This is a genomic window from Phaeobacter cretensis (assembly GCF_047372505.1).
Classification (GTDB): domain Bacteria; phylum Pseudomonadota; class Alphaproteobacteria; order Rhodobacterales; family Rhodobacteraceae; genus Phaeobacter; species Phaeobacter cretensis.
Genome location: NZ_JBKBEU010000001.1, coordinates 3,595,637 through 3,617,025, shown reverse-complemented (window position 1 = coordinate 3,617,025; position 21,389 = coordinate 3,595,637). Strand labels below are relative to the sequence as shown.

The 21,389-nt window shown below is 55.4% G+C and carries 21 protein-coding genes; 8 read left to right on the top strand and 13 right to left on the bottom strand.

Going from position 1 to position 21,389, the window contains the following annotated elements; all coding sequences use genetic code 11:
- Nucleotides 1-46: 46 nt before the first annotated feature.
- From ACEWZM_RS17150 to ACEWZM_RS17140, 3 genes are all read right to left on the bottom strand, one after another.
- Nucleotides 47-886, bottom strand: a complete 840-nt coding sequence (locus ACEWZM_RS17150; RefSeq protein ID WP_414007593.1) for an ABC transporter ATP-binding protein — start codon at nt 884-886, stop codon at nt 47-49.
- A 60-nt stretch (nt 887-946) separates the two neighbouring features.
- Nucleotides 947-2,401, bottom strand: a complete 1,455-nt coding sequence (hydA, locus tag ACEWZM_RS17145; protein ID WP_414007592.1) for a dihydropyrimidinase — start codon at nt 2,399-2,401, stop codon at nt 947-949.
- A 125-nt stretch (nt 2,402-2,526) separates the two neighbouring features.
- Nucleotides 2,527-3,777, bottom strand: a complete 1,251-nt coding sequence (locus ACEWZM_RS17140; protein WP_414007591.1) for a Zn-dependent hydrolase — start codon at nt 3,775-3,777, stop codon at nt 2,527-2,529.
- 239 nt (nt 3,778-4,016) lie between these two features.
- Here ACEWZM_RS17140 and ACEWZM_RS17135 point away from each other — a divergent pair, with 239 nt between their 5' ends.
- Nucleotides 4,017-4,643, top strand: coding sequence for a TetR family transcriptional regulator C-terminal domain-containing protein (locus tag ACEWZM_RS17135; protein WP_414007590.1), 627 nt, complete (start codon nt 4,017-4,019; stop codon nt 4,641-4,643).
- A 102-nt stretch (nt 4,644-4,745) separates the two neighbouring features.
- On the opposite strand, the gene preA is transcribed toward ACEWZM_RS17135, so the two are convergent.
- The 4 genes from preA to ACEWZM_RS17115 all read right to left on the bottom strand — a co-directional run bounded on the left by preA (nt 4,746) and on the right by ACEWZM_RS17115 (nt 8,662).
- Nucleotides 4,746-6,050 (bottom strand): NAD-dependent dihydropyrimidine dehydrogenase subunit PreA, encoded by a 1,305-nt coding sequence (gene preA, locus ACEWZM_RS17130; protein ID WP_414007589.1) that lies wholly within the window; start codon nt 6,048-6,050, stop codon nt 4,746-4,748.
- Between the two features lie 53 nt (nt 6,051-6,103).
- Entirely contained in the window at nt 6,104-7,438 is a 1,335-nt protein-coding gene (locus ACEWZM_RS17125; protein WP_414007588.1) for an NAD(P)-dependent oxidoreductase, read from the bottom strand.
- A 347-nt stretch (nt 7,439-7,785) separates the two neighbouring features.
- Nucleotides 7,786-8,181 carry a RidA family protein gene (locus tag ACEWZM_RS17120; protein WP_414007587.1) on the bottom strand — a complete coding sequence of 132 codons (396 nt, stop codon included), beginning with the start codon at nt 8,179-8,181 and terminating at the stop codon, nt 7,786-7,788.
- Nucleotides 8,182-8,398: 217 nt separating this feature from the next.
- The gene (locus ACEWZM_RS17115; RefSeq protein WP_414007586.1) at nt 8,399-8,662 is read right to left on the bottom strand and encodes a DUF2312 domain-containing protein; all 264 of its coding nucleotides are present in this window, start codon (nt 8,660-8,662) and stop codon (nt 8,399-8,401) included.
- Between the two features lie 233 nt (nt 8,663-8,895).
- On the opposite strand from ACEWZM_RS17115, the gene ACEWZM_RS17110 reads away from it, so the two are divergent.
- Nucleotides 8,896-9,114, top strand: coding sequence for a hypothetical protein (locus ACEWZM_RS17110; protein ID WP_072504356.1), 219 nt, complete (start codon nt 8,896-8,898; stop codon nt 9,112-9,114).
- Between the two features lie 142 nt (nt 9,115-9,256).
- On the opposite strand, the gene ACEWZM_RS17105 is transcribed toward ACEWZM_RS17110, so the two are convergent.
- On the bottom strand, nt 9,257-9,487 hold the full coding sequence (locus ACEWZM_RS17105) for a hypothetical protein (RefSeq protein WP_414007585.1): 231 nt from the start codon (nt 9,485-9,487) through the stop codon (nt 9,257-9,259).
- A 303-nt stretch (nt 9,488-9,790) separates the two neighbouring features.
- Here ACEWZM_RS17105 and ACEWZM_RS17100 point away from each other — a divergent pair, with 303 nt between their 5' ends.
- From ACEWZM_RS17100 to ACEWZM_RS17085, 4 genes are all read left to right on the top strand, one after another.
- Nucleotides 9,791-10,654, top strand: coding sequence for an MBL fold metallo-hydrolase (locus ACEWZM_RS17100; RefSeq protein WP_414007584.1), 864 nt, complete (start codon nt 9,791-9,793; stop codon nt 10,652-10,654).
- 122 nt (nt 10,655-10,776) lie between these two features.
- On the top strand, nt 10,777-11,205 hold the full coding sequence (locus tag ACEWZM_RS17095) for a YeeE/YedE family protein (protein WP_414007583.1): 429 nt from the start codon (nt 10,777-10,779) through the stop codon (nt 11,203-11,205).
- Complete coding sequence (locus ACEWZM_RS17090; RefSeq protein WP_414007582.1) at nt 11,205-11,636, top strand: DUF6691 family protein; 432 nt, start codon at nt 11,205-11,207, stop codon at nt 11,634-11,636. Before ACEWZM_RS17095 ends, ACEWZM_RS17090 begins: the two co-directional genes overlap by 1 nt.
- 10 nt (nt 11,637-11,646) lie before the next feature.
- Nucleotides 11,647-12,105, top strand: coding sequence for a protein tyrosine phosphatase family protein (locus tag ACEWZM_RS17085; RefSeq protein ID WP_414007581.1), 459 nt, complete (start codon nt 11,647-11,649; stop codon nt 12,103-12,105).
- 207 nt (nt 12,106-12,312) lie between these two features.
- Here ACEWZM_RS17085 and ACEWZM_RS17080 read toward each other — a convergent pair whose 3' ends face one another.
- The 5 genes from ACEWZM_RS17080 to ACEWZM_RS17060 all read right to left on the bottom strand — a co-directional run bounded on the left by ACEWZM_RS17080 (nt 12,313) and on the right by ACEWZM_RS17060 (nt 18,635).
- A complete protein-coding gene (locus ACEWZM_RS17080; protein WP_414007580.1) occupies nt 12,313-13,689 on the bottom strand; it encodes a FliM/FliN family flagellar motor switch protein in 1,377 nt (458 codons plus the stop codon).
- An 81-nt stretch (nt 13,690-13,770) separates the two neighbouring features.
- Entirely contained in the window at nt 13,771-16,449 is a 2,679-nt protein-coding gene (locus ACEWZM_RS17075; RefSeq protein ID WP_414007579.1) for an ATP-binding protein, read from the bottom strand.
- Nucleotides 16,449-16,784 (bottom strand): hypothetical protein, encoded by a 336-nt coding sequence (locus tag ACEWZM_RS17070; protein ID WP_414007578.1) that lies wholly within the window; start codon nt 16,782-16,784, stop codon nt 16,449-16,451. The genes ACEWZM_RS17075 and ACEWZM_RS17070 overlap by 1 nt, the downstream gene beginning before the upstream one ends.
- Complete coding sequence (locus tag ACEWZM_RS17065; RefSeq protein ID WP_414007577.1) at nt 16,781-17,224, bottom strand: response regulator transcription factor; 444 nt, start codon at nt 17,222-17,224, stop codon at nt 16,781-16,783. The genes ACEWZM_RS17070 and ACEWZM_RS17065 overlap by 4 nt, the downstream gene beginning before the upstream one ends.
- Nucleotides 17,225-17,321: 97 nt before the next feature.
- Nucleotides 17,322-18,635 carry a short-chain fatty acyl-CoA regulator family protein gene (locus ACEWZM_RS17060; protein ID WP_414007576.1) on the bottom strand — a complete coding sequence of 438 codons (1,314 nt, stop codon included), beginning with the start codon at nt 18,633-18,635 and terminating at the stop codon, nt 17,322-17,324.
- Nucleotides 18,636-18,865: 230 nt separating this feature from the next.
- On the opposite strand from ACEWZM_RS17060, the gene ACEWZM_RS17055 reads away from it, so the two are divergent.
- Together ACEWZM_RS17055 and ACEWZM_RS17050 are read left to right on the top strand one after the other, a co-directional pair.
- Nucleotides 18,866-20,212, top strand: coding sequence for a substrate-binding protein (locus tag ACEWZM_RS17055; RefSeq protein ID WP_414007575.1), 1,347 nt, complete (start codon nt 18,866-18,868; stop codon nt 20,210-20,212).
- A gap of 153 nt (nt 20,213-20,365) precedes the next feature.
- On the top strand, nt 20,366-21,388 hold the full coding sequence (locus ACEWZM_RS17050) for a branched-chain amino acid ABC transporter permease (RefSeq protein ID WP_414007574.1): 1,023 nt from the start codon (nt 20,366-20,368) through the stop codon (nt 21,386-21,388).
- The last annotated feature ends 1 nt before the right edge of the window (nt 21,389 follow it).

Here is a 21,389-nt window from a genome sequence, read left to right as displayed (position 1 = left end):
AGACAAATAGGGATCTATCGACATGCGGCGGATGCAGGAAAGCGGATCAGTCATCCGCATGCCCAGCTCTCAGTCCATCGCGTACCCTATGCGCAATCTCAATAAACTCCGCACTGTCACGAATATCCAGCGGCCGATCCTTAGGCAGAGGACTGTCGATAACGTCGTGAATCCGCCCCGGCCTTGGCGACATCACCACAATCTTGGTCGAAAGATAAACCGCCTCAGGAATGGAATGGGTCACAAAGCCAATCGTCTTATTTGTGCGAGCCCATAGCTTCAGCAATTGCTCATTCAGATGGTCGCGAACAATCTCATCCAGCGCGCCGAATGGTTCATCCATCAACAAGATATCAGCATCGAAAGCCAGCGCACGCGCTATTGATGCCCGTTGCTGCATGCCTCCAGACAACTGCCAAGGGTACTTACCGCCAAACCCTGCCAGTTCCACCAGGTCCAACACCTGTTCGACCCGCTTGTTCTGCTCCTGCTTGGAATAGCCCATGATCTCTAGCGGCAGCTTTATATTCTTGGCGATGCTGCGCCATGGATACAACCCTGCCGCCTGAAACACATACCCGTAAGCCCGATTTCGCCGGGCCTCATCCGGGGTCATCCCGTTTACGCTAAGGCTACCGCCCGTGGGCTGTTCCAGCGCGGCGATGCAGCGCAGGAATGTTGTTTTGCCGCAACCCGATGGACCAATGAAGGAGACAAAGTCCCCGCGATTGATTTGCAGGCTTACATCCTTCAACGCATGTACCGGACCATCATTGGTCTGGAACGTCAGATCCAGATTGCGCGCTTCAATGACCGGCGCTTGAAGATTGGTATCGGAAGCGGCGGCCTGGGAGTCGAGGGCCTGGGTGGTCGTTTCCATATTCATGTCTTTGCCTTGCTTCAAAACAGAAAAACAGGCCGCCCATTCTGGCAGCCTATTCCTGATTTACACACCTGTCACCGGAATACCCGACCGTTCTACGGGGCGTGGCGCGGTCAGATCCTTCCAGGTCGACAGCGCCTTGTTCACCGTGGCATTTGCTTCGCGTTCAACGAATTTGCCATGCCCCTCCTGGCATCGGATTTCACCGTCATGAACCGCCACATGGCCACGTGTAAGTGTAAAGCGCGGCAGGCCTTTGACCTCTTTGCCTTCGAACACGTTGTAGTCAATGGCTGACTGTTGGCTCCCGGCGGAAATAGTCTTGGTCTTTTCAGGGTCCCAGACAACAAGATCGGCATCAGCGCCAACCAGAACTGCGCCCTTTTTCGGATAACAGTTCAATATCTTAGCGATATTCGTTGAGGTCACCGCTACGAACTCATTCGGCGTCAGGCGGCCGGTTTCGACACCGTGCGTCCAGAGCATCGGCATCCGATCCTCAAGCCCGCCTGTGCCATTGGGGATTTTGGTGAAATCACCCAGACCGTAGCGTTTTTGCTCGGTCGAAAACGCACAATGATCGGTGGCCACCACTGACAAGGATCCTGATTGCAGACCGGCCCAGAGGCTGTCCTGATGTTGCTTATTGCGGAACGGCGGCGACATCACTCTGCGTGCAGCGTGATCCCAATCGGCATTGAAATACTCACTTTCATCCAAAGTCAGATGCTGGATCAGCGGCTCGCCCCAGACCCGTTTGCCCTGCATCCGTGCCCGGCGAATGGCCTCGTGGCTGTCCTCACAGGAGGTATGCACAACATAGAGCGGCACCCCCGCCATATCGGCGATCATGATTGCGCGATTTGTCGCCTCACCTTCTACCTGCGGAGGCCGCGAATAGGCGTGTGCTTCCGGGCCGGTATTGCCTTCTGCAAGTAGCTTTGCCGAAAGCTCCGCCACCACATCCCCGTTTTCAGCATGCACCATGGCGATTCCGCCAAGCTCAGACAGCCGTTGAAACGATGAATAAAGCTCGTCATCATTGACCATAAGGGCGCCTTTGTAGGCCATGAAATGCTTGAAGGTGTTGATGCCACGCGTCTCGATCACGGTTTTCATATCATCGAAAACCTGTTCGCCCCACCATGTCACCGCCATGTGGAACGAATAATCACAATTGGCGCGGGTTGATTTGTTGTCCCAACGCTTTAGCGCGTCGAGCAGGCTTTCACCGGGATTGGGCAGTGCAAAATCCACCACCATAGTGGTCCCACCAGCCAACGCGGCGCGGGTACCGGATTCAAAATCATCCGAGGAATAGGTGCCCATGAACGGCATCTCAAGGTGAGTATGCGGATCGATCCCACCCGGCATGACATAGCAGCCGGTTGCGTCCAGCTCCTCATACCCTTTCAGGTTGGGGCCAATCTCTGCGATCACCCCGTTCTCGATCAACACATCCGCTTTGTACGTCAGATCAGCGGTCACAATCGTGCCGTTCCGGATGACTTTCGTCATGTCTCTTCTCCCTGTGAGAGTGCGGTCATTACCGCTTTGTTTCTTATCGATTTACAGTCACCCGGCAGGCTTCTTCTGGCTCATAGTTACCGGGAAAACCGCGCAAGTACGGCCGGAGCCGCCCCCTATTCGACGATCTCGGCTGTTTCCAACACCGCATGCAGCATGACATCCGTGCCTGCGGCCGCCCAGTCCTTGGATATATCTTCAGCCTCATTGTGGCTCAGCCCGCCTACGCAGGGGCACATGATCATAGCTGTTGGCGCCAAGTCATTGATCCAGCAGGCATCATGCCCTGCACCTGAGACGATATCCATATGGCCATACCCCAACCGCTCTGCAGCGGAGCGCACGGCCGATACGCACCCTTCATCAAAGGTGACGGGATCAAAATGCCCAACCGGTTCTATCGCAAGGCCGAGCCCCAGTTCATCGGCGATCTCCTTCGCCTTTACCTCATATTGCTTCCGCATCGAGGTGAGCTTTGCCAGATCCGGAGATCGAAAATCGACGGTAAATACAACCTTGCCCGGAATGACGTTGCGCGAATTCGGATAGACATCGCAGTGACCAACAGCCCCTACTGCATGAGGTTGATGTGCCATGGCTATTTGATGTGCAGCCTCGGTCATTCGCGCCATGCCAAGCCCGGCATTGACCCTCATGTCCATCGGCGTCGATCCGGTGTGCGCATCTTTTCCGGTGACCGTGCACTGCAACCACCATAGGCCCTGCCCGTGAGTGACCACACCGATTTCTTTATTCTCAGCTTCAAGAATTGGTCCCTGCTCGATATGTAGTTCGAACATCGCGTGCATCTTGCGTGCGCCGACCTCTTCTTCCCCGACCCATCCAATACGTTTAAGCTCGTCGCCGAATGTCTTGCCCTCGGAATCCTCGCGCGCATACGCCCAGTCTTGCGTATGTTTCCCAGCAAAGACGCCGGACGCCAGCATGGCCGGTGCAAACCGGGTCCCTTCCTCATTCGTCCAATTCGTGACCACGATGGGATGTTTGGTCCTGATCCCCAGATCATTCAGCGTACGGACCACTTCCAACCCGCCAAGAACACCTAGGACACCGTCGTATTTGCCGCCGGTCGGCTGCGTATCCAAATGTGATCCCATATAGACTGGCAGCGCATCCGGATCGGATCCTTCACGTCTGGCAAACATATTGCCCATGGTATCCAGCCCCATGGCGCAGCCCGCGTCTTCGCACCAGGTTTGGAACAGAGCACGCCCCAAGGCATCTTCGTCGGTCAGTGTCTGGCGGTTATTGCCGCCCGCGACTCCCGGTCCGATTTTTGCTATTTCCATCAGACTGTCCCACAGCCTGTCACCATTGATCTTCAGATTCTGTCCAAGCGACGTCATCTCAGCTTCCTTCCCTGTTGCCCCGCTTTTTGCAGAGTCATTCGGCTTTGCGCCTTGTCGGTGGCTTTGAAACGCTGGTCATGATTTGACCAACTGGTCAAACTCACGCTATCACGGGTGGACATTCAGTCAAGAAATTGCGTCTAACAAGAAAAGAAAACTCCGGTTAACAGAGCCGGTCGAGTGAAATTCAGGCGCGCAGCGGTGTTGCGGCCACCAGCGAGAGCCAAAACAACACTATGCCCAAGGATCGCAACCCGACCCGCATCCAGAAAAAGAATCGCGCCACTATTCTGGACGCAGCACTTGAGGTGTTTTCCAACAGCGGATTTCGCGGTGCGACCGTTGACCAGATTGCCCGAGCTGCCGGACTGAGCAAGCCAAATCTGCTGTATTACTTCCCCTCAAAAGAGGCAATTTTCACCGAGCTTCTCTCTGGGCTACTCGACACCTGGCTTGATCCGTTGCGTGCAATTGACCCCGAAGGTGACCCGTTGGAAGAATTGTTGGCCTATGTGCAACGAAAACTGCAGATGAGCCGGGATTTCCCGCGTGAAAGCCGGTTGTTCGCCAATGAAATTGTGCAGGGGGCGCCGCGTATGCTGGAGACCCTCTCCAAAGATCTGAAACCGCTGCTGGAAGAGAAATCAGACCTGATTCAGAGCTGGATGGCAGTCGGCAAGCTGAACCCGACACACCCCAAGCACCTGTTGTTTTCGGTATGGTCCCTCACCCAGCATTATGCCGATTTCGATGTTCAAGTGCGTACATTGATGGGCGATGAGGATCCGTTTGATGCAGCACCGGAACATCTGGATCGTATGTTTCGCCGCATGCTCACACCGCCCACCCCCGGTAATCTCTGAACACGGTGTCTATTGAGCACATGAATAGCAAACGGCGCGCCAGTCAGGACGCGCCGCTTTTGCTTCTTATCAAATAGATAAGCTGTCTTTTATAACCGAATCCTATTCCGCGGCTGTTACCGACGGATTGTTGGGATGCGTTGTCCAGTTCGCATAGTCATCTGAAACCACCTGGCCCGTACGCTCATCGATCTGGCCTGCGGCTACTTCTTCCATGGTGATACACCCTTCAACGGGGCACACATTGACGCAGAGGTTACAGGCCACGCATTCATCATCCTTCACGGTGAACACGCGGTCCGCGCTCATCGCGATTGCCTGATGCGAGGTATCTTCACAAGCAGCAAAACAGCGGCCACATTTGATGCAGTCGTCCTGATTGATCTTGGCCTTTGCCACATAGTTCAGATCAAGATACTGCCAATCGGTGACATTTGGCACAGCCTTGCCGACGAAATCATCCAGCTCAGCATATCCCTTGTCATCCATCCACTGGTTCAGACCGGAGATCATCTCCTTCACCACGTTGAATCCGTAGGTCATGGCGGCGGTACAAACCTGCACGTTGCCTGCGCCCATGGTCATGAATTCAGCAGCGTCACGCCAGGTTGTCACCCCCCCGATGGCCGAAATCGGCAGACCATGGGTCTGCGGGCACCGGGCAATTTCAGCCACCATATTGAGCGCAATCGGTTTTACAGCCGGTCCGCAATAGCCGCCGTGCGTGCCCTTGTCACCGATCATCGGCTCGGGCGCCATAGCATCCAGATCAACCGAAACGATGGAGTTGATTGTATTAATCAGACTGACCGCATCAGCGCCCCCTGCTTTGGCCGCGCGCGCAGGTTGACGAATATCCGTGATATTCGGTGTCAGTTTCACGATCACCGGTTTGGAGTAGTATTTCTTGCACCACGCCGTAACCATCTGAATGTACTCAGGCACCTGCCCGACAGCGGATCCCATGCCGCGTTCAGCCATCCCATGTGGACAGCCAAAATTGAGTTCGATACCGTCAGCGCCGGTTGCCTCCACTCGAGGCAAGATGTCTTTCCATGCCTGTTCTTCACAGGGCACCATCAGCGATACGATGATCGCCCGGTCAGGATAGTCTTTTTTGACGCGGGCGATCTCTTCTAAGTTCACCTCCAGCGGGCGGTCGGTAATCAACTCAATGTTATTGAGCCCCAGAAGACGACGGTCAGCCCCCCAGATCGCGCCATAACGCGGGCCATTAACATTAACAACTGGCGGCCCTTCTGAACCTAGGGTCTTCCAGACGACGCCACCCCAGCCTGCTTCAAAGGCACGGCGTACGTTATATTCTTTGTCCGTCGGCGGCGCAGAGGCGAGCCAGAACGGGTTTGGAGATTTAATCCCCAGAAAATCTGCTGTAAGATCAGCCATTTGTCTTTTCCTTACACTGGCAACGCAGGGCCTGATAAAGCCCTGCTGCGGGCTTAGCCCATCAGGCTGGTGTGAATATCCATGGCGGCATCGCGACCTTCAGCAACCGCTGTCACCGTCAGATCATCTCCGCCAGAGGCACAATCACCACCGGCCCAGACACCGGCAACTGAAGTACGACCTTGCGCGTCAACCATGATCTTGCGCCCCTCGAGCACTAGCGTATCAGGCTGACCTTCCAGGGTTTGCCCGATCGCCTTGTAAATTTGGTCCGCCTCGATGCGTACCGTTTCACCTGTTCCGCGCAGTCCGCCAGCGTCACAAGTTGTGTATTCCAGCTCAATCTCGGCGCAGGCCCCGTTGCCATGTACGGCCACCGGCTGCACGTTGAACATCAGGCGCACGCCCTTGGTGGCTGCAAGATCCTGTTCAAACCGGCTTGCTCCCATGGCCTCACGACCACGACGATAGGCAATGGTTACAGTGTCCGCGCCCAGCAGTTTGGACTGCACCGCCGCATCAACTGCAGTCATGCCGCCGCCAATCACAACCACATTGCGCCCAACCGGCAGGCTGGTCAAATCTTGGGTCTGCCGCAGTTCGGCGATAAACTCGACGGCATCCCTGACACCGTCCTTGTCCTCACCCTCGGCCCGCAGCGCATTCACACCGCCAAGGCCAATCGAGAGGAACACCGCATCATATTCAGCCTTGAGAGCATCCAGCGTCAGATCAGTGCCAAGCGCTTTGCCATAGTCCATGGTGATACCACCAATCCGCAGCAACCAATCAACCTCGCGGCTGGCAAAATCTTCTGTGGATTTATAGGCGGCGATACCAAATTCATTCAATCCGCCCGCCTTCGGCTTGGATTCGTACATCACAACGTCGTGGCCCTGCATCGCCAGACGGTGCGCCGCCGCCAGTCCCGCAGGTCCGGCCCCGACAACCGCGATACGTTTACCCGTCGCTTCCGCGCGGGTGAATGGATGCAGGCCTTTAGCCATCAGCGCATCGGTAGCATGACGCTGAAGGCGGCCAATCTCAACCGGCTTGCCTTCTGCTGCTTCGCGTACACAGGCTTCCTCGCATAGCGTTTCGGTTGGACAGACCCTCGCGCACATACCGCCAAGTATATTCTGCTCCAAAATGGTCTTAGCCGCTGCTTCCGGATGGCCGGTTTGGATCTCACGGATGAACTGAGGAATGTCGATGGAGGTAGGACACGCCGTCATACAGGGGGCATCATAGCAGAAATAGCAGCGATCCGCTGCCACTGCCGCCTCATGCGCCTCGTATTGCGGATGCAGATCTCCAAAGTTATCGGCAATCTCCGAGGCGGACAATCGCCCTGCCTGAATGCCGGATGCCTGATGGCTGGTCGCCATTGGGTGTCTCCCTGGATTTGTTTTATTATGGGACCCAGAGTGCCACAGTTTGATTTTTTATCAACTGGTAAAAAATTGAAGCCGGCAAAAAAAATTCGAATCAAGATGAGATCTTGCAAGTAGATTATTGTTTCAAAACAAAAATATAAAATGCACAAAAAACTGGCAGCAGGACCAAACGTTCCATTTGCCAATAAAACTAACCAAGCACTCACCTAATCAAGGTCAGTATAGCTGACTTAAAAACAGAGAATTGGTCCGCCTGAAGACATGTGTACATACACGCATTAGGTCAGCGCGACTCTGAGTCTCTATGAGATGAGTCTTAATGTTGCCGTCGGTTCAAATCAGGACAGCATAGCGGTGGCTTCGATCTCGATCTTGGCTTCATCTTCGACAAGACCAGCCACGATGACCATGGTCATCGCTGGAAAATGGTATCCCATGACCGCACGATATGCTGCTCCCACCTCTCGCTGATGAGCCAGATACTCTGCCTTGTCGGTCACATACCAGGTTAGCCGCGTGATATCGCTTGCTTGGCCACCGGCCTTCTGCACCACGGCAAGGATATTCTGTAGGGCTTGGCTCATCTGTCCGATAAAGCTGTCTGTCTCGAATTTCTGCTCAGCCGTCCAGCCGATCTGACCACCAACAAACAGAATACGCCCCTCACCGATCATGCCGTTGGCATAACCTTTTGCAGGTTTCCAACCATCGGGGTGCACGTTCACTGTGGGCATTAGGGGCTCCTGCATTCGCGGAAAAAGCATCAGTTATTGGCTAATATCAGCCAACCACAAAAATACTTCAAGCTTAAAATTTACAAACCTAAAGAATGCATAGCATCAACACCGGTTGTGGTCTTCTCACAAACAACAAAGCCCCCCGCACATGCGGAGGGCTTGTTTCTTCATCGGTCTGCCTGACAGTGACGATCCCCTATGTGGATATCGCCGATCACATGCCGAGCGCTTCTTTGTACATCTCAAGAACGGCTTCTTCTTCGGCAATGTCATCTTTGTCGCGCTTACGCAGGGCGATCACCTTGCGGATCACCTTGGTGTCATAACCACGTGCCTTAGCCTCGGCCATAGTCTCTTTTTGCTGCTCAGCTAGCTCTTTTTTCTCGGCGTCCAGACGCTCAAACCGTTCGATAAACTGGCGTAGTTCACCAGCGGTCACACGGTAGCTGTCGCTTTTTTCGTCTTCTGTTACATCCATCGTGGGCTCCGTCGGCAAAGGGTGGAAACTCGGATCAGCCCTCCAAATACAAGCGCACCTCACACTCTGCAAGCGGTGATCCAGCAATCGAGCAGCCCATCTGTTCGAATAGGCGTAAACAGTCACATCCCCTTGCTGACAGCTGCCTTGCTCGGCTTGCTCTAGACACAGCAATGGGGTAGCGCTGCGATAAATGCGACCTGCGCAGAAACGCGCTGCCATCGGAGATTGCGATGTATGAGATTCTGGTTTGGGCCGGCGCGGCTGTTTCGGTAGCTGGTCTTGTTGGATTGATGTGGAGCGTGGTGCGTGTGATGCAAGCCAAGCGCCAGAAACTGGATGATGACGCCCTACGCGCCGTCGTTCAAAAGGTGCTGCCCTATAATTTAGGCGCACTCTTTCTATCAGTCATTGGCCTTATGCTGGTTATGCTCGGACTGACACTTGGATAAGATCATGTTGTGATTTGGCCCGGAATGATGATCCGGGCCTGATACCGGGACCAGCCCCTTAGACAACGAACCGGTGCAGAAAACAGCCAGCAGGACATTTTTGGACAGGTCCATAAGTGCAAGATCAACACGTTGTGCGGGTTTACACCGGCATATTGTCGAACACCTCCTCAGCAACCTCCTCGCTCAGAATCTGCTCCAACCGAACCAGACGCGTCGGCACCCTAGCGCCCGCAACACGCAAACGCACCAAACTTTGACTAAATTTGGGATGCAATGCGAGCCGGTCGATACGGTGAGCGGCCAATATCCTAAGCTCAAGCTCCTCAACCTGTTGCATCAGATTGTCGATCTTGTTGTCATCGTTGATCATTCTGCACTCCTCCCTAAGCTCCTGCGCGGTTGCATAAATTGCGCAACGATGCGGGCTTACATCGGGAGAGAGGACAGCTGTCCTCCTTTATCTCCCCAGCACCCAAGAACCGCACAGGCTATCGCGGCTCACCATGCCGCTTGCGCCACGTGAACATAGTATCCGCCACGTGACTTTGCCAAAACAACCATAGCGGGAAATCACCTTCTTGCAAGCTATGTGCTCACACAAGTTTTACTATCTATGCTCTTGAACACATTCATATTTCAATATATGTACTCCATGAAAGCAGGAGGTTCCCCCATGAAGCCGATCGTCAAAGCCTTTTTTGATGAACAGACAAACACCGTGTCCTATGCCGTGCGAGAACCCGATGGTACTGCCTGCGCGCTTATCGATTCCGTGCTCAATTTCGACCAAGCTGCTGGACGGACCGATACACAATCTGCTGATGAGATGATCTCCTGGGTCAAGGCCGAAGGGCTGCGGGTTGAATGGATCCTGGAGAGCCACGTCCACGCCGACCACCTATCCGCAGCTCCCTACCTGCAGGAGCATTTAGGTGGCAAAATTGGTATCGGTGCCAATATTACGATGGTTCAAAATACCTTTGGCAAGGTTTTCAACGAGGGGACAGAATTTCAACGCGATGGCAGCCAGTTTGATGCACTTTTTGAACAGGGTGACAGCTTTCACATCGGCCAGATGCGGGGGGATGTTTTGCACACTCCAGGGCATACTCCGGCATGTCTCACCTATGTTATCGGCGATGCGGCCTTTGTTGGCGATACGCTATTCATGCCTGACTTCGGCACGGCTCGTTGTGATTTTCCCGGCGGCTCCTCCGAGGCGCTGTTTCAATCAATTCAAAAAATCCTTGTTCTGCCCGATGAGACCCGAATTTTTGTCGGCCATGACTACAAAGCCCCGGGCCGCGACGATTATGCTTGGGAAACCACCGTCGGTGAGCAAAAAGCGCTCAACATTCATATCGGACAGGGTCGCCCGATTGACGAATTCGTTGCCATGCGGGATGCACGCGATGCAACGCTGGCAATGCCAAGGCTCATCCTGCCGTCGTTACAGGTCAATATACGCGCTGGCCAAATGCCGGAACCGGACGATGATGGGAATGTCTACCTCAAAGTGCCTCTTAACAAACTCTGAGACCAACATCCCTCCGACCGCCATCTGAACCACCTCAGCAGGGTCAACACAAATCCAGTCCCGGCGTTAATTTGCGCCGAGGCGGTCCACAGCGGTGACCATCAACTATAGGGAAGACCACAATGGAAGCAGACTGGATTTGGGGACTGATTGGCGGTGGGCTCATTGGCACAGGCGGCGCGGTGTACCTGCTCGGCAATGGTCGCATCATGGGAGCCAGTGGCATCCTTGGAGGTCTGCTTGACGGCAGTGGCCGCAACACAGCTGCTGAGCGGATCGCCTTTGTCGCAGGTTTGATCTTAGTACCAATGCTCGCATGGTTGACACTTGCCGAGGCACCGCAAACACATCTGACCTCAAATTTCGGAGTGATTGTTGTCGCTGGCTTACTTGTCGGGCTTGGCACACGCATCGCCAATGGGTGTACGTCTGGCCACGGTGTTTGCGGCATTTCTCGGCTTTCTTTTCGGGGGCTGATCGCGACAGTTGTCTATATCCTGGCTGGCGCTATCACAGTGGCCCTGTTTCGCCACGTCTGGAGCCTGGTCTGATGCGCCTCATTCTCTCTTTCGCTTCTGGTGGCCTCTTTGGCTTAGGCTTATTACTCTCAGGCATGACCGACACTCAAAAGGTTAAGGGCTGGCTTGATTTCTTTGGCAATTGGGATCCGACACTTGCTTTCGTTATGGGCGGCGCAATCCTCCCGATGACGCTGGCCTGGCGCTTCACCCATGGTCGCACACCTTTGGCTGGCGGTTCATTTCCCGGCCCTCCACGACAGGAATTTGATCGGCGCCTGATCATCGGTTCCGCCCTATTTGGCATGGGCTGGGGGTTGACCGGCCTTTGCCCCGGCCCTGCCATAGCTTCGCTCAGCTACGGTGGCCTTGGCGGTGTTATCTTCATGTTGTCCATGAGTATCGGCATGATTGCCTCAGCACCGGTCGCCCTGCGGCTGGACCGCAACATTGCAAGCACGTAAAAGACAGGCCATGGACGCACGCACATTGACCCCCCGCTATTCTGTCTCACCGCAAATCTCGGTTGAGGACCTACCACAGCTGGCCAAAGCCGGCTTTACCACGGTGATCTGCAACCGACCCGACGCCGAGGTCCCGCCCAGCCATCAGGCTGAAGCCATCCGCGCAGCTGCCGAAGCACATGGCCTGCGGTTTGAAGTGCTTCCTCTAACACACCAAACCATGACGCCCGAAAACGTTGCAAAACAACAGACATTGATTGAGACTTCAGAGGGAGCCGTGCTGGCATATTGTGCATCGGGTACACGCTGTTCGGTGGTCTGGGCTCTGTCACAGGCATCTGTCATGCCGATCGATGATATCCTTACAACAACTGCACAAGCGGGCTATCAGCTGGACGGGCTTCGCCCTACCTTGATCGCGGTAGCGACCCAGGCCGCTCAGTCAAACCTCGCCAACAGCGAAGATTAATACCACCGGAGAAACTCACTTATATCAAGTGAACTTCACACTGTAATTTTTTGAAATAAAAGGGGCACAGCGACTTTTGCTGTACCTTTTCCGTTGATGTATCTGGATCAGAAGACGACACCCACTAGTAGAATACGGCTCTCAAGGCCTTCGTTGTCACGCGATAGCATCTCGACCATCTGGTCAAATCAGCTGACCCAAACTTCACTAGCCTGTGCCGTTATTCAAACCGGCTAGATCCGATATCTCCATCGCAGCTGCGTCAGCACTGAAATCACCCAAACCGTCGCCCAGCCCATCTCCTAAGCCGTCTCCCATTGGCATCGCTCCAAGATCAGGCAGATCTCCGAGATCAGGCAGATCGCCGGACATCGCATCGCCTAAACCGCCCCCCAGATCACCGCCTAATCCGTCGTCAAGACCACCCGGCATTGGCAGACCACCCAGATCGCCACCTAGATCTGCGCCAAGGTCACCCCCGAGATCGCCGCCGAAACCGCCACCCAAGTCACCGCCAAGGTCACCCATCATGTCTCCGCCCAGGTCACCCATGCCGCCCATCGGGTCCTGCAAACCGCCAGCCGCAACTGACAGATCCAGTGTTGGCGGCTCATGCTCCAATGCCCCTGCGCCATCGCCCATGTGCGTCGAGAACGCTCCTTCATCGGCAGAGCTATCGTTTACCAATTTTTCTCTTGCATCGGTCAAGCGCACAGCACGTGCGCCATTCATCTGCCCCAACCGTCCATGGGCTATGGTCTGTCCACCGATCGAAATCATCTCTGTCTCGTACAGATACGCCTGATCAAGCGGCAAAAGATCACCTTCTTCCAGCGCTGAAAATTCGTTCGCAGGGACTTTCATCTTGCAAAGAACTGCGCGCAGTTCCGCACGCATTGACCCCATATTACTGCCAAGTGATGGCCCCGCTGAATGCGCCGCATTCCCCTCCTGCCCCAGATCATCTGCCGTTGGCTCAGGTAAGATCAGTGTCAAGCCGCCCTGCATGGCACCGCAGGCGAGGTCGAGCGTCAACTCGATTACCCGGTAGTCTTCGGCCTCCAAACCCAAGACAAGGCTTCGCACATCCTCGACCTGCGCTCCAAACCGGTAGCCGGAAAAGATAGCTTCATCCTTTTGCTGCGCCAGCATGGACACAACTTTTGCAAAGGTCCGTTCGAGAAATTCTGCAACCATCGCGGCGTCGGTGGGCGTATAGTGGCGTTCACTCGGCGCTTTACCAAGGACCTGCCCCATGGTCTGCTGTTGGATAAGCGCCGTTACCGTTGGGGCATCCAACGTCGCAGCCCCGATACGGCCGTTTGGTCCATCAAGAACGACCAGCAGATGCTTATCCGATAGATTCGGGGGCAAATCTTCCGGAATACGGTTTGCTTGGCGGGCTGCCAGCACGGCCACAGGCAAATCGCACAGATCAGCCGCCGCCCGAGCAATCGAGCGGCGCAAAGCCTTGAGAGTAAGCGAACTGGTTAGTCCGCCTTTACCCTCTTTGGTGGCTGCCAATTTGCGGGCCAAGACCCCGCCGCCACCATTCGCTGCCGATTCCGATTTCGTTTCAGACATAGGTTGTAAACCTGCCCCTCTCGCACCGCTTCGCCCTAGATCTAACGCAACAGTGGTTACCAACAACTTTACGATAGGCAGTTATACTAGGTTTTCCGGTCGAAGAGGAACCGAAATCTGAAAAGCTCCACCAGTCTCGCCGGGAAGATAAGCAACATCGCCGCCAAGGCGCTGCATAATTTCCCGGCAAATGGCCAATCCTAACCCAGCGCCACCGGCCCTTTCCGGGCTAACCCTTGAGAATTTCTCAAAAATAGTGGTGCGAAATTCCGGCGGGATCCCTTCGCCATTATCAATGAAATCAATGAACAACCAGTCACTGCTCTGCCGCGCGCAAACGCGAAGAACCGGGTTCTCTGCGGTGCAGTATTTATCGGCGTTGGCAATCAGATTTATGAAAACCTGCGCCAACCGATCTAGATCCGAAGACAGCCGCATATCGTCCGTCGCCGGGTCACGCAGAACCTTCAGTCGCGTCGAGCCATCGGCAAGCGCAGTTGCAATTGAGTGATCAAATATATCACCCAAACGCCCTGCACTAACGTTCAGACTGACCTGGCCGTTTTCAAGCACGCTAAGATCCAGAAGATCATTCAACAGACGGGTAAGCCGTTGCGCCTCATCATGGATAATGCCTGCATATCTGCTGTGATCCTGAGACTCCAAGTTTTCCGTGTCGCGCAGGATTTCTGAGAACGCCCGAATGGAGGTCATCGGCGTGCGCAATTCGTGACTAACCTGGCTGAGAAACGCGTCCTTCTGTTGCGACAATTGCGTCAATTTTTCATTTGTTTCCTGCAGTTTACGGGCTGTTGTTGAGAGTTCCTCTGATTGGGTTTCAAGCCGATTAGAATACTCCAGTATCTGCGCCGTCTCATCCGCCACAGCAAGTAGATCCTGCACGGAAACCGAAGATCCACCAACGATTTGCCCGACCATAGCATGAGCCGCCGCTGCCCCGATTGATGCACTCAATTCGCGTTCCAGGCGTTCCAGAAACGCCGGGGTTGGTTCAGGCAACGGGCCGCGCCCACCTTGACGCGCCAACTCGCTTTGAAAGAATTGCTGGGCCTCGCCCGCCCCAAGGATTCGCTGGGACATGATCATCAGATCCTCGCTCTGTGCAACAGAGCCCGTCCACCCCCGCGGACCAGAGGAATGTTCGAACACATGAACAAATTGTGCCGCCTGCAATCGCTCCAATGGGCTGGGGAACGTCATCAGCGAGCCGATAACAAAAGCGGCAGTATTTAACGCCATAGACCAAAGCACCGCATGAACAGTAGCATCCAGCCCTTCAACACCAAAGAGAGCATGCGGACGGAGCCACGACAGGCCGAACAGCCCGTTGGAGAGCATCTCTGCCGTTAGCAGCCCGCCGCCCAACTCGGGCAACAGCATGGTATAGAGCCAGACGGCAAATCCAAAAGACAGGCCAGCCAGTGCGCCGGTCCGCGTGGCACCGCGCCAGAACAGCCCACCAACGAGGCTAGGGAGCATTTGAGCAATACCGGTGAAAGAAATTAGCCCGATTGCAGCCAGCGCTGCACCACCCCCGGACAGTATATAGTAGAAATACCCCAGTGCCATAATGCCCGCGATAGACAGTCTCCGCGACAGCAGGACCACGTGCCGCACATCCCCGGACACAGAAGCACCAACTTCCTGCCAACGCAGCCAGATCGGCATAACAATGTGGTTGGACACCATGGTGGACAGCGCCATCGCGGCCACGATTGCCATGGATGTTGCAGACGAAAAGCCACCAAGAAAAGATAACATCGCCAACCCCTGCTGGCCTTCGGCCAGTGGCACTGTCAGAACAAACAGATCGGGATTTGATCCAACCGGAAGCAGTTCAAGTCCGACAACGGCAATAGGGACCACAAAGATCGAGATCAGTAGGAGATACAGAGGGAAAGCCCAAGCCGCCACGCGCAGATGCCGCTCGTCCTCACTTTCCACCACCATGACCTGAAACATGCGCGGCAGGCAGACGAAAGCCGCAGCCGAGAGAAAGGTGATCGCCGCCCATCGGCCACCATCAACCTGCCATTGACCGATAGTGGAGGCATCAATCCGCGCCATGGTCTCACTGATGCCACCCGCGACCCCCCAAACGACAAAGATACCGACAGCCAGTAGCGATACAAGCTTGACCACCGCTTCGAGCGCAACCGCAGTGACCACCCCGTGATGGCGCTCATTGGCGTTCAGGTTTCGCGTTCCAAACAGAATGGCAAAGGCAGCCAATCCCGCCGCCACCCAGAACACCGTCTGCCTTTCATTGACGCTCCGTAGTGGATCAGCCTCGGCAAAGATCGAAAAAGACAGAGTAATCGACTGCAATTGAAGCGAGATATAAGGAGTGGTTCCGATCACGGCCAAGATCGTCACGCCAATCGCCAAGAGATTTGATTTGCCGTAGCGCGCCGACAACAAATCTGCGATCGACGTGATCCGCTGGCTGCGCCCAATGCGGACCAGCTTACGCAGCCCCCACCACCAGCCGATCATGACCAAGGTCGGACCAAGGTAAATGGTGATGTACTCGAATCCAGAGCGCGCCGCATATCCGACCGCCCCGTAAAAGGTCCAGGCAGTACAGTAAATTGACAGTGATAGCGTGTAGATCAGCGGCGATCGCATCCAACGGGCCGCCCGACCATGGTTGGCCTGGCGATCCGCAGCAAAGGCCACAATGAACAGCAAGGCAACATAGCTTAGGCAGACCAGCGCAAGAAGATTGAGCGAGGCCATCAGTCCGTGTCCCCACCCCGACGGCCATCACCGCCCTCAGTCCAATGCTCTGCCCAGCGTCGTACCGCCATGGCAAAACCAAAGCTGGCCAATATCAACGCCGCCCAAACCACAAAGACATAGATCATCGCCCGTGAAAGAGGCATGCCGCCCATGCTGTCGGGGGCAGGATAGGGATCAGGATCCGGCCACATCAGCGGCACTGCAAACAATAACGCCCCAAACACCGGCAATACTCGGGCGACATCCATCAGGCGGCGGCGGCGGTAGGTTTTGCGCGCGACAAAGGGCGCAGCGGTTTCACCCTCTTGCTCAGCACCGTCGCCACGGATCATCCCTGGCGGGCCTGTGCAGTTGGATCCACAATGACACTCCCTTGCTCGGATGTCTCGGCCCGGCTGATGGCGGCCTGTGCGTGCAAATCGCGGACGGCTGTCAGCACCTCGTTGTTGACAAAGGGCTTGGTCATAAACCGTGTTACCCCGGCCTGCTCTGCCATCTCGCGATCGCGCAATTGCCCACGCGCGGTCAGCATCAACACCGGCAACCCCGGCAAATGCGCGCTATCGCGCAGCTCCCGGATGATTTCCAACCCACTCTTACCCGGCAGCATCAGATCTAAGATCACCAAATCTGGCTTCGCCGCGTAAATCACCTCTACCGCATCGCTACCATCGGCATGCGTATCCACCTGCCAGCCATCGCGGGTCAGTAAAAATCGTATCGCCTCGGTGATATTCGGCTCGTCTTCAACCAGAACAACATGTCTGCCCATGGTGTTGATATACCTCCCCTACGCCCGTTTTTTTGAGGTTCCGACCTCAAGGCGTCTCCGTCCCTGGCGCAACAGTAGCGTCGCGGCTGCGCTGCTGTCAAAACTCTTCCTTCAGGATCGAAGGTTCCCGCCGCGCCGGACAGCTGCGACGAGAACAGATCCGACAACTGGCCCCAACCGGCTGCGCAGTTTCCGCGACATCGCGTTTTGGTAAGATCAGCATAACCGCGTGGTACAGCGGATCACTGTCGAAATCCGGTCGTTGATGGGGCCAAGACACCGCCAGACAGTCAAAGCCGACAGCGCTGCGCCCCTGCTGAACCACATCCCGTCGCACCGGCTCCTGCGGGCGGGATATGGCTGTGTAAAGTGGCCACAGTGGGCAGGACGCCCCAAACCGTGGCAACGCAAAACCCGTCACCGGCTTGCGAAACAGGATTGAACCTGACGCATCGCAAACAACCAACCCCGCCTCTTGCCCAAGTATGCTGGGCGGTATGGCGCCCAATCGACGCAGCACAGTTGACAACCCACAGCCAAAGCTGCGCGCTAATGCCACCGGGACGATCCCGTCACGCGCGATTGCCTCTGCCAGCGGGTCCAGCGGCATTGCCGCGGCATCACTACAATAGTGCTGCAAGGCCGCACGTGCGATCGTTTTACCAGCCTCACTGACCAGCTCATCCGCCCCCGTTACCAGTTCTTCAATCAGACCAGCTTGTGCATCAGCTTCGGCCGCTTCCAAGGCTGGGAAATGATGTTCATGGGTGATGAAAAACTGTTCCACTTCCTCCTGCGGCATACCGCGACGTTCAGCGGACGTATCGCTCTCGTCGAGAAAGTTCACCAATGCACGGCTGCTCTCTGCCAAACGAAGAGAGTCCTCATTAAGATTATTATGGAACCGGTCCCGCCATTCCGCTTCCAGTTCGCCGGTTTCCGCAAGAATCGACGCCGTTGAGCGGATCGCAGCTGCGGTGGACAACACCTCATGCAACGACGCCGCCAATTGAGGATCATGCGTCAGCCGGTCAGACAAAGTCTCAACAGTGCGTTCAAGGCTGGCGGTGCGATGCTGGCTCTGGGCCAAAACCTTGGCCCAGCCGGGAAACCGGCCTGCAAATTCATCCACCCGGTCCAACTCCGCAACAGGCTGGGCCAAATCAGCCGCAGCTTCGCGCAGGGTCGCCAACAATGCCACCTCGGCCCCGTCTGTGAGCATAGATGGTTCAACCGCCAACACACGGGCGAGATCCACCAGCAGCTTTCCGCCGATTCTACGGCGGTTGTGTTCAATCAGGTTGAGATAGGAGGCCGAGATCTCGACCTGTCGTGCCAACTCGGCCTGCCGCAGGCCAAGCATCAGCCGCCTTTCCCGGATCCGGCTCCCTGTCAGCGTGTCGCGCCCCATGATGGCCCCCTCTCAAAAACATGCAGGATCAAGGGCTTTCTGCAATGCAACATAAGTTAATTTACAATAATTACCCAACCCCTGTTCATTTGTTTACAAGATAACCGTGCATTTCAAGGGTTTTATTGCGCGTTTTTACAACACGCGCCCATATTGGTTTTGCACGAAAACGTGCGGACGTCAGCGGAAGTGAGGAGCTGTTGTCGTCATTACACATAAGGGAGGATTACATGTCCAAGACTGACGTATCGCGTCGCGGAGTTCTGAAGACCGGTGCCATTGCTGGTGCCGGCGTTGCTCTTCCGACGATCTTTACCGCATCTTCTGCGGCCGCATTTACCAATGAGCCAACCGGTAGCACAGTAACACTAGGCTTCAACGTGCCCCAGACCGGTCCTTATGCGGACGAGGGTGCGGATGAGCTGCGCGCTTATCAGCTGGCGGTCGAACATCTGAATGGCGGCGGCGACGGCGGCATGATGAACACCTTCTCATCCAAGGTGCTGAACGGATCTGGCATCCTGGGCAAAGAAGTAAAATTCGTAACTGGTGACACTCAGACAAAATCTGACGCAGCCCGTGCATCGGCCAAGTCGATGATCGAAAAAGACGGCGCCGTAATGATAACTGGTGGTTCGTCCTCCGGCGTGGCAATCGCTGTGCAAGGTCTCTGCCAAGAGGCTGGCGTTATCTTCATGGCGGGTCTCACCCACTCCAACGACACCACAGGCAAAGATAAAAAAGCCAATGGTTTCCGTCACTTCTTTAATGGCTACATGTCGGGCGCTGCTTTGGCACCGGTACTGAAGAACCTCTATGGTACCGACCGGAACGCCTATCATTTGACGGCGGATTATACCTGGGGTTGGACTCAGGAAGAATCCATCGCTGCCGCTACCGAAGCGTTGGGCTGGAACACTGTAAACAAGGTCCGCACGCCTCTGGCCGCGACTGACTTCTCGTCCTACATCGCTCCGGTTCTGAACTCCGGCGCAGACGTGCTGGTTCTGAACCACTATGGCGGCAACATGGTGAACTCGCTGACCAATGCGGTTCAGTTCGGCCTGCGTGAAAAAGTTGTAAACGGCAAGAACTTCGAAATTGTTGTGCCGCTTTACTCTCGCCTGATGGCAAAAGGTGCTGGCGCCAACGTGAAGGGTATTCACGGTTCTACCAACTGGCACTGGTCGCTGCAGGACGAAGGCTCGCAAGCGTTTGTACGCTCGTTCGGCTCCAAATACGGCTTCCCACCCAGCCAGGCTGCACACACTGTCTACTGTCAGACACTGCTGTATGCAGATGCGGTAGAGCGTGCCGGATCGTTCAGCCCTTGTGCTGTTGTCGAAGCTCTCGAAGGATTCGAATTCGACGGTCTGGGCAATGGCAAGACGCTGTATCGCGCCGAAGACCACCAGTGCTTCAAAGACGTTCTGGTTGTGCGCGGTAAGGAAAACCCGACCTCGGAATTCGACCTTCTTGAAGTTGTCGAAGTTACGCCGGCGGAACAGGTTACCTACGCACCGGATCACCCGATGTTTGCGGGCGGTGCTCTCGGCACCTGCAACAACGGCGCCTGATCACAACATCAGGGGCGGGTTCACTTAATGTGCCCGCCCTTCCTCTCTCCCGGCGTACCCCTGCACGACAATCCATGACGACAGGACCAGCGCCATTGGCGCTGCACAGCCGAATTATGCTAATTCCAGACGGACCAACCGAAGGTGGGGACAATGGACGCAATCCTATTGCAAATCTTGAACGGGCTCGACAAGGGCTCGGCCTATGCGCTAATTGCGCTTGGTTTGACACTCATCTTTGGCACGCTTGGCGTTGTGAACTTTGCCCACGGGGCTCTGTTCATGATCGGCGCTTTTTGTGCGGTCACCGTACAACGTGTCCTGAGCCTCAGCTTTGAAACTGTAGACGAATCCCAGAAGGACTTCTTGGGCAATCCGCTGAAGGTCAAAACCCCCTACGTTGAGAGTTGGCTGGGCCCAGATGTCGGTGGGACAATCATTGATTGGTCCGTGCCACTTGCAATCCTTTTTGCCATTCCGATCATGATTACGGTTGGCTATGTGATGGAGCGGGGCTTGATCAAGCATTTCTACAAGCGCCCCCATGCCGATCAGATTTTGGTAACCTTCGGTCTCGCCATCGTTCTGCAAGAGGTCGTAAAGTACTTCTACGGTGCAAACCCGATCCAGACACCTGCCCCCGAAGCATTGAATGGCGTGGTCAATCTGGGCGCTATCATCGGCATGGACATCGTCTATCCGGTTTGGCGTGTTGTCTATTTCTTCTTCGCAGTCGTGATCATCGGCGGCATCTTCTCCTTCCTGCAATTCACAACATTTGGCATGGTTGTCCGGGCCGGCATGGCCGACCGCGAGACCGTGGGCCTTTTGGGCATAAACATTGATCGTCGCTTTACCATCATGTTTGGTATCGCCGCCGCGGTCGCGGGATTGGCCGGCGTGATGTATACGCCGATCAACTCCCCCAACTACCACATGGGCATGGACTTCTTGGTGCTGAGTTTTGTTGTGGTCGTGGTCGGCGGCATGGGCTCGCTGCCCGGCGCTGTGCTTGCAGGCTTCCTATTGGGTGTACTCGAGAGCTTTGCCTCAATGAATGAAATCAAATCGCTGATCCCCGGCATCGACCAGATCATCATCTACGTGGTTGCAATCATCATTCTGCTAACCCGCCCACGAGGCCTGATGGGCCGCAAAGGTGTGATGGAGGACTAAG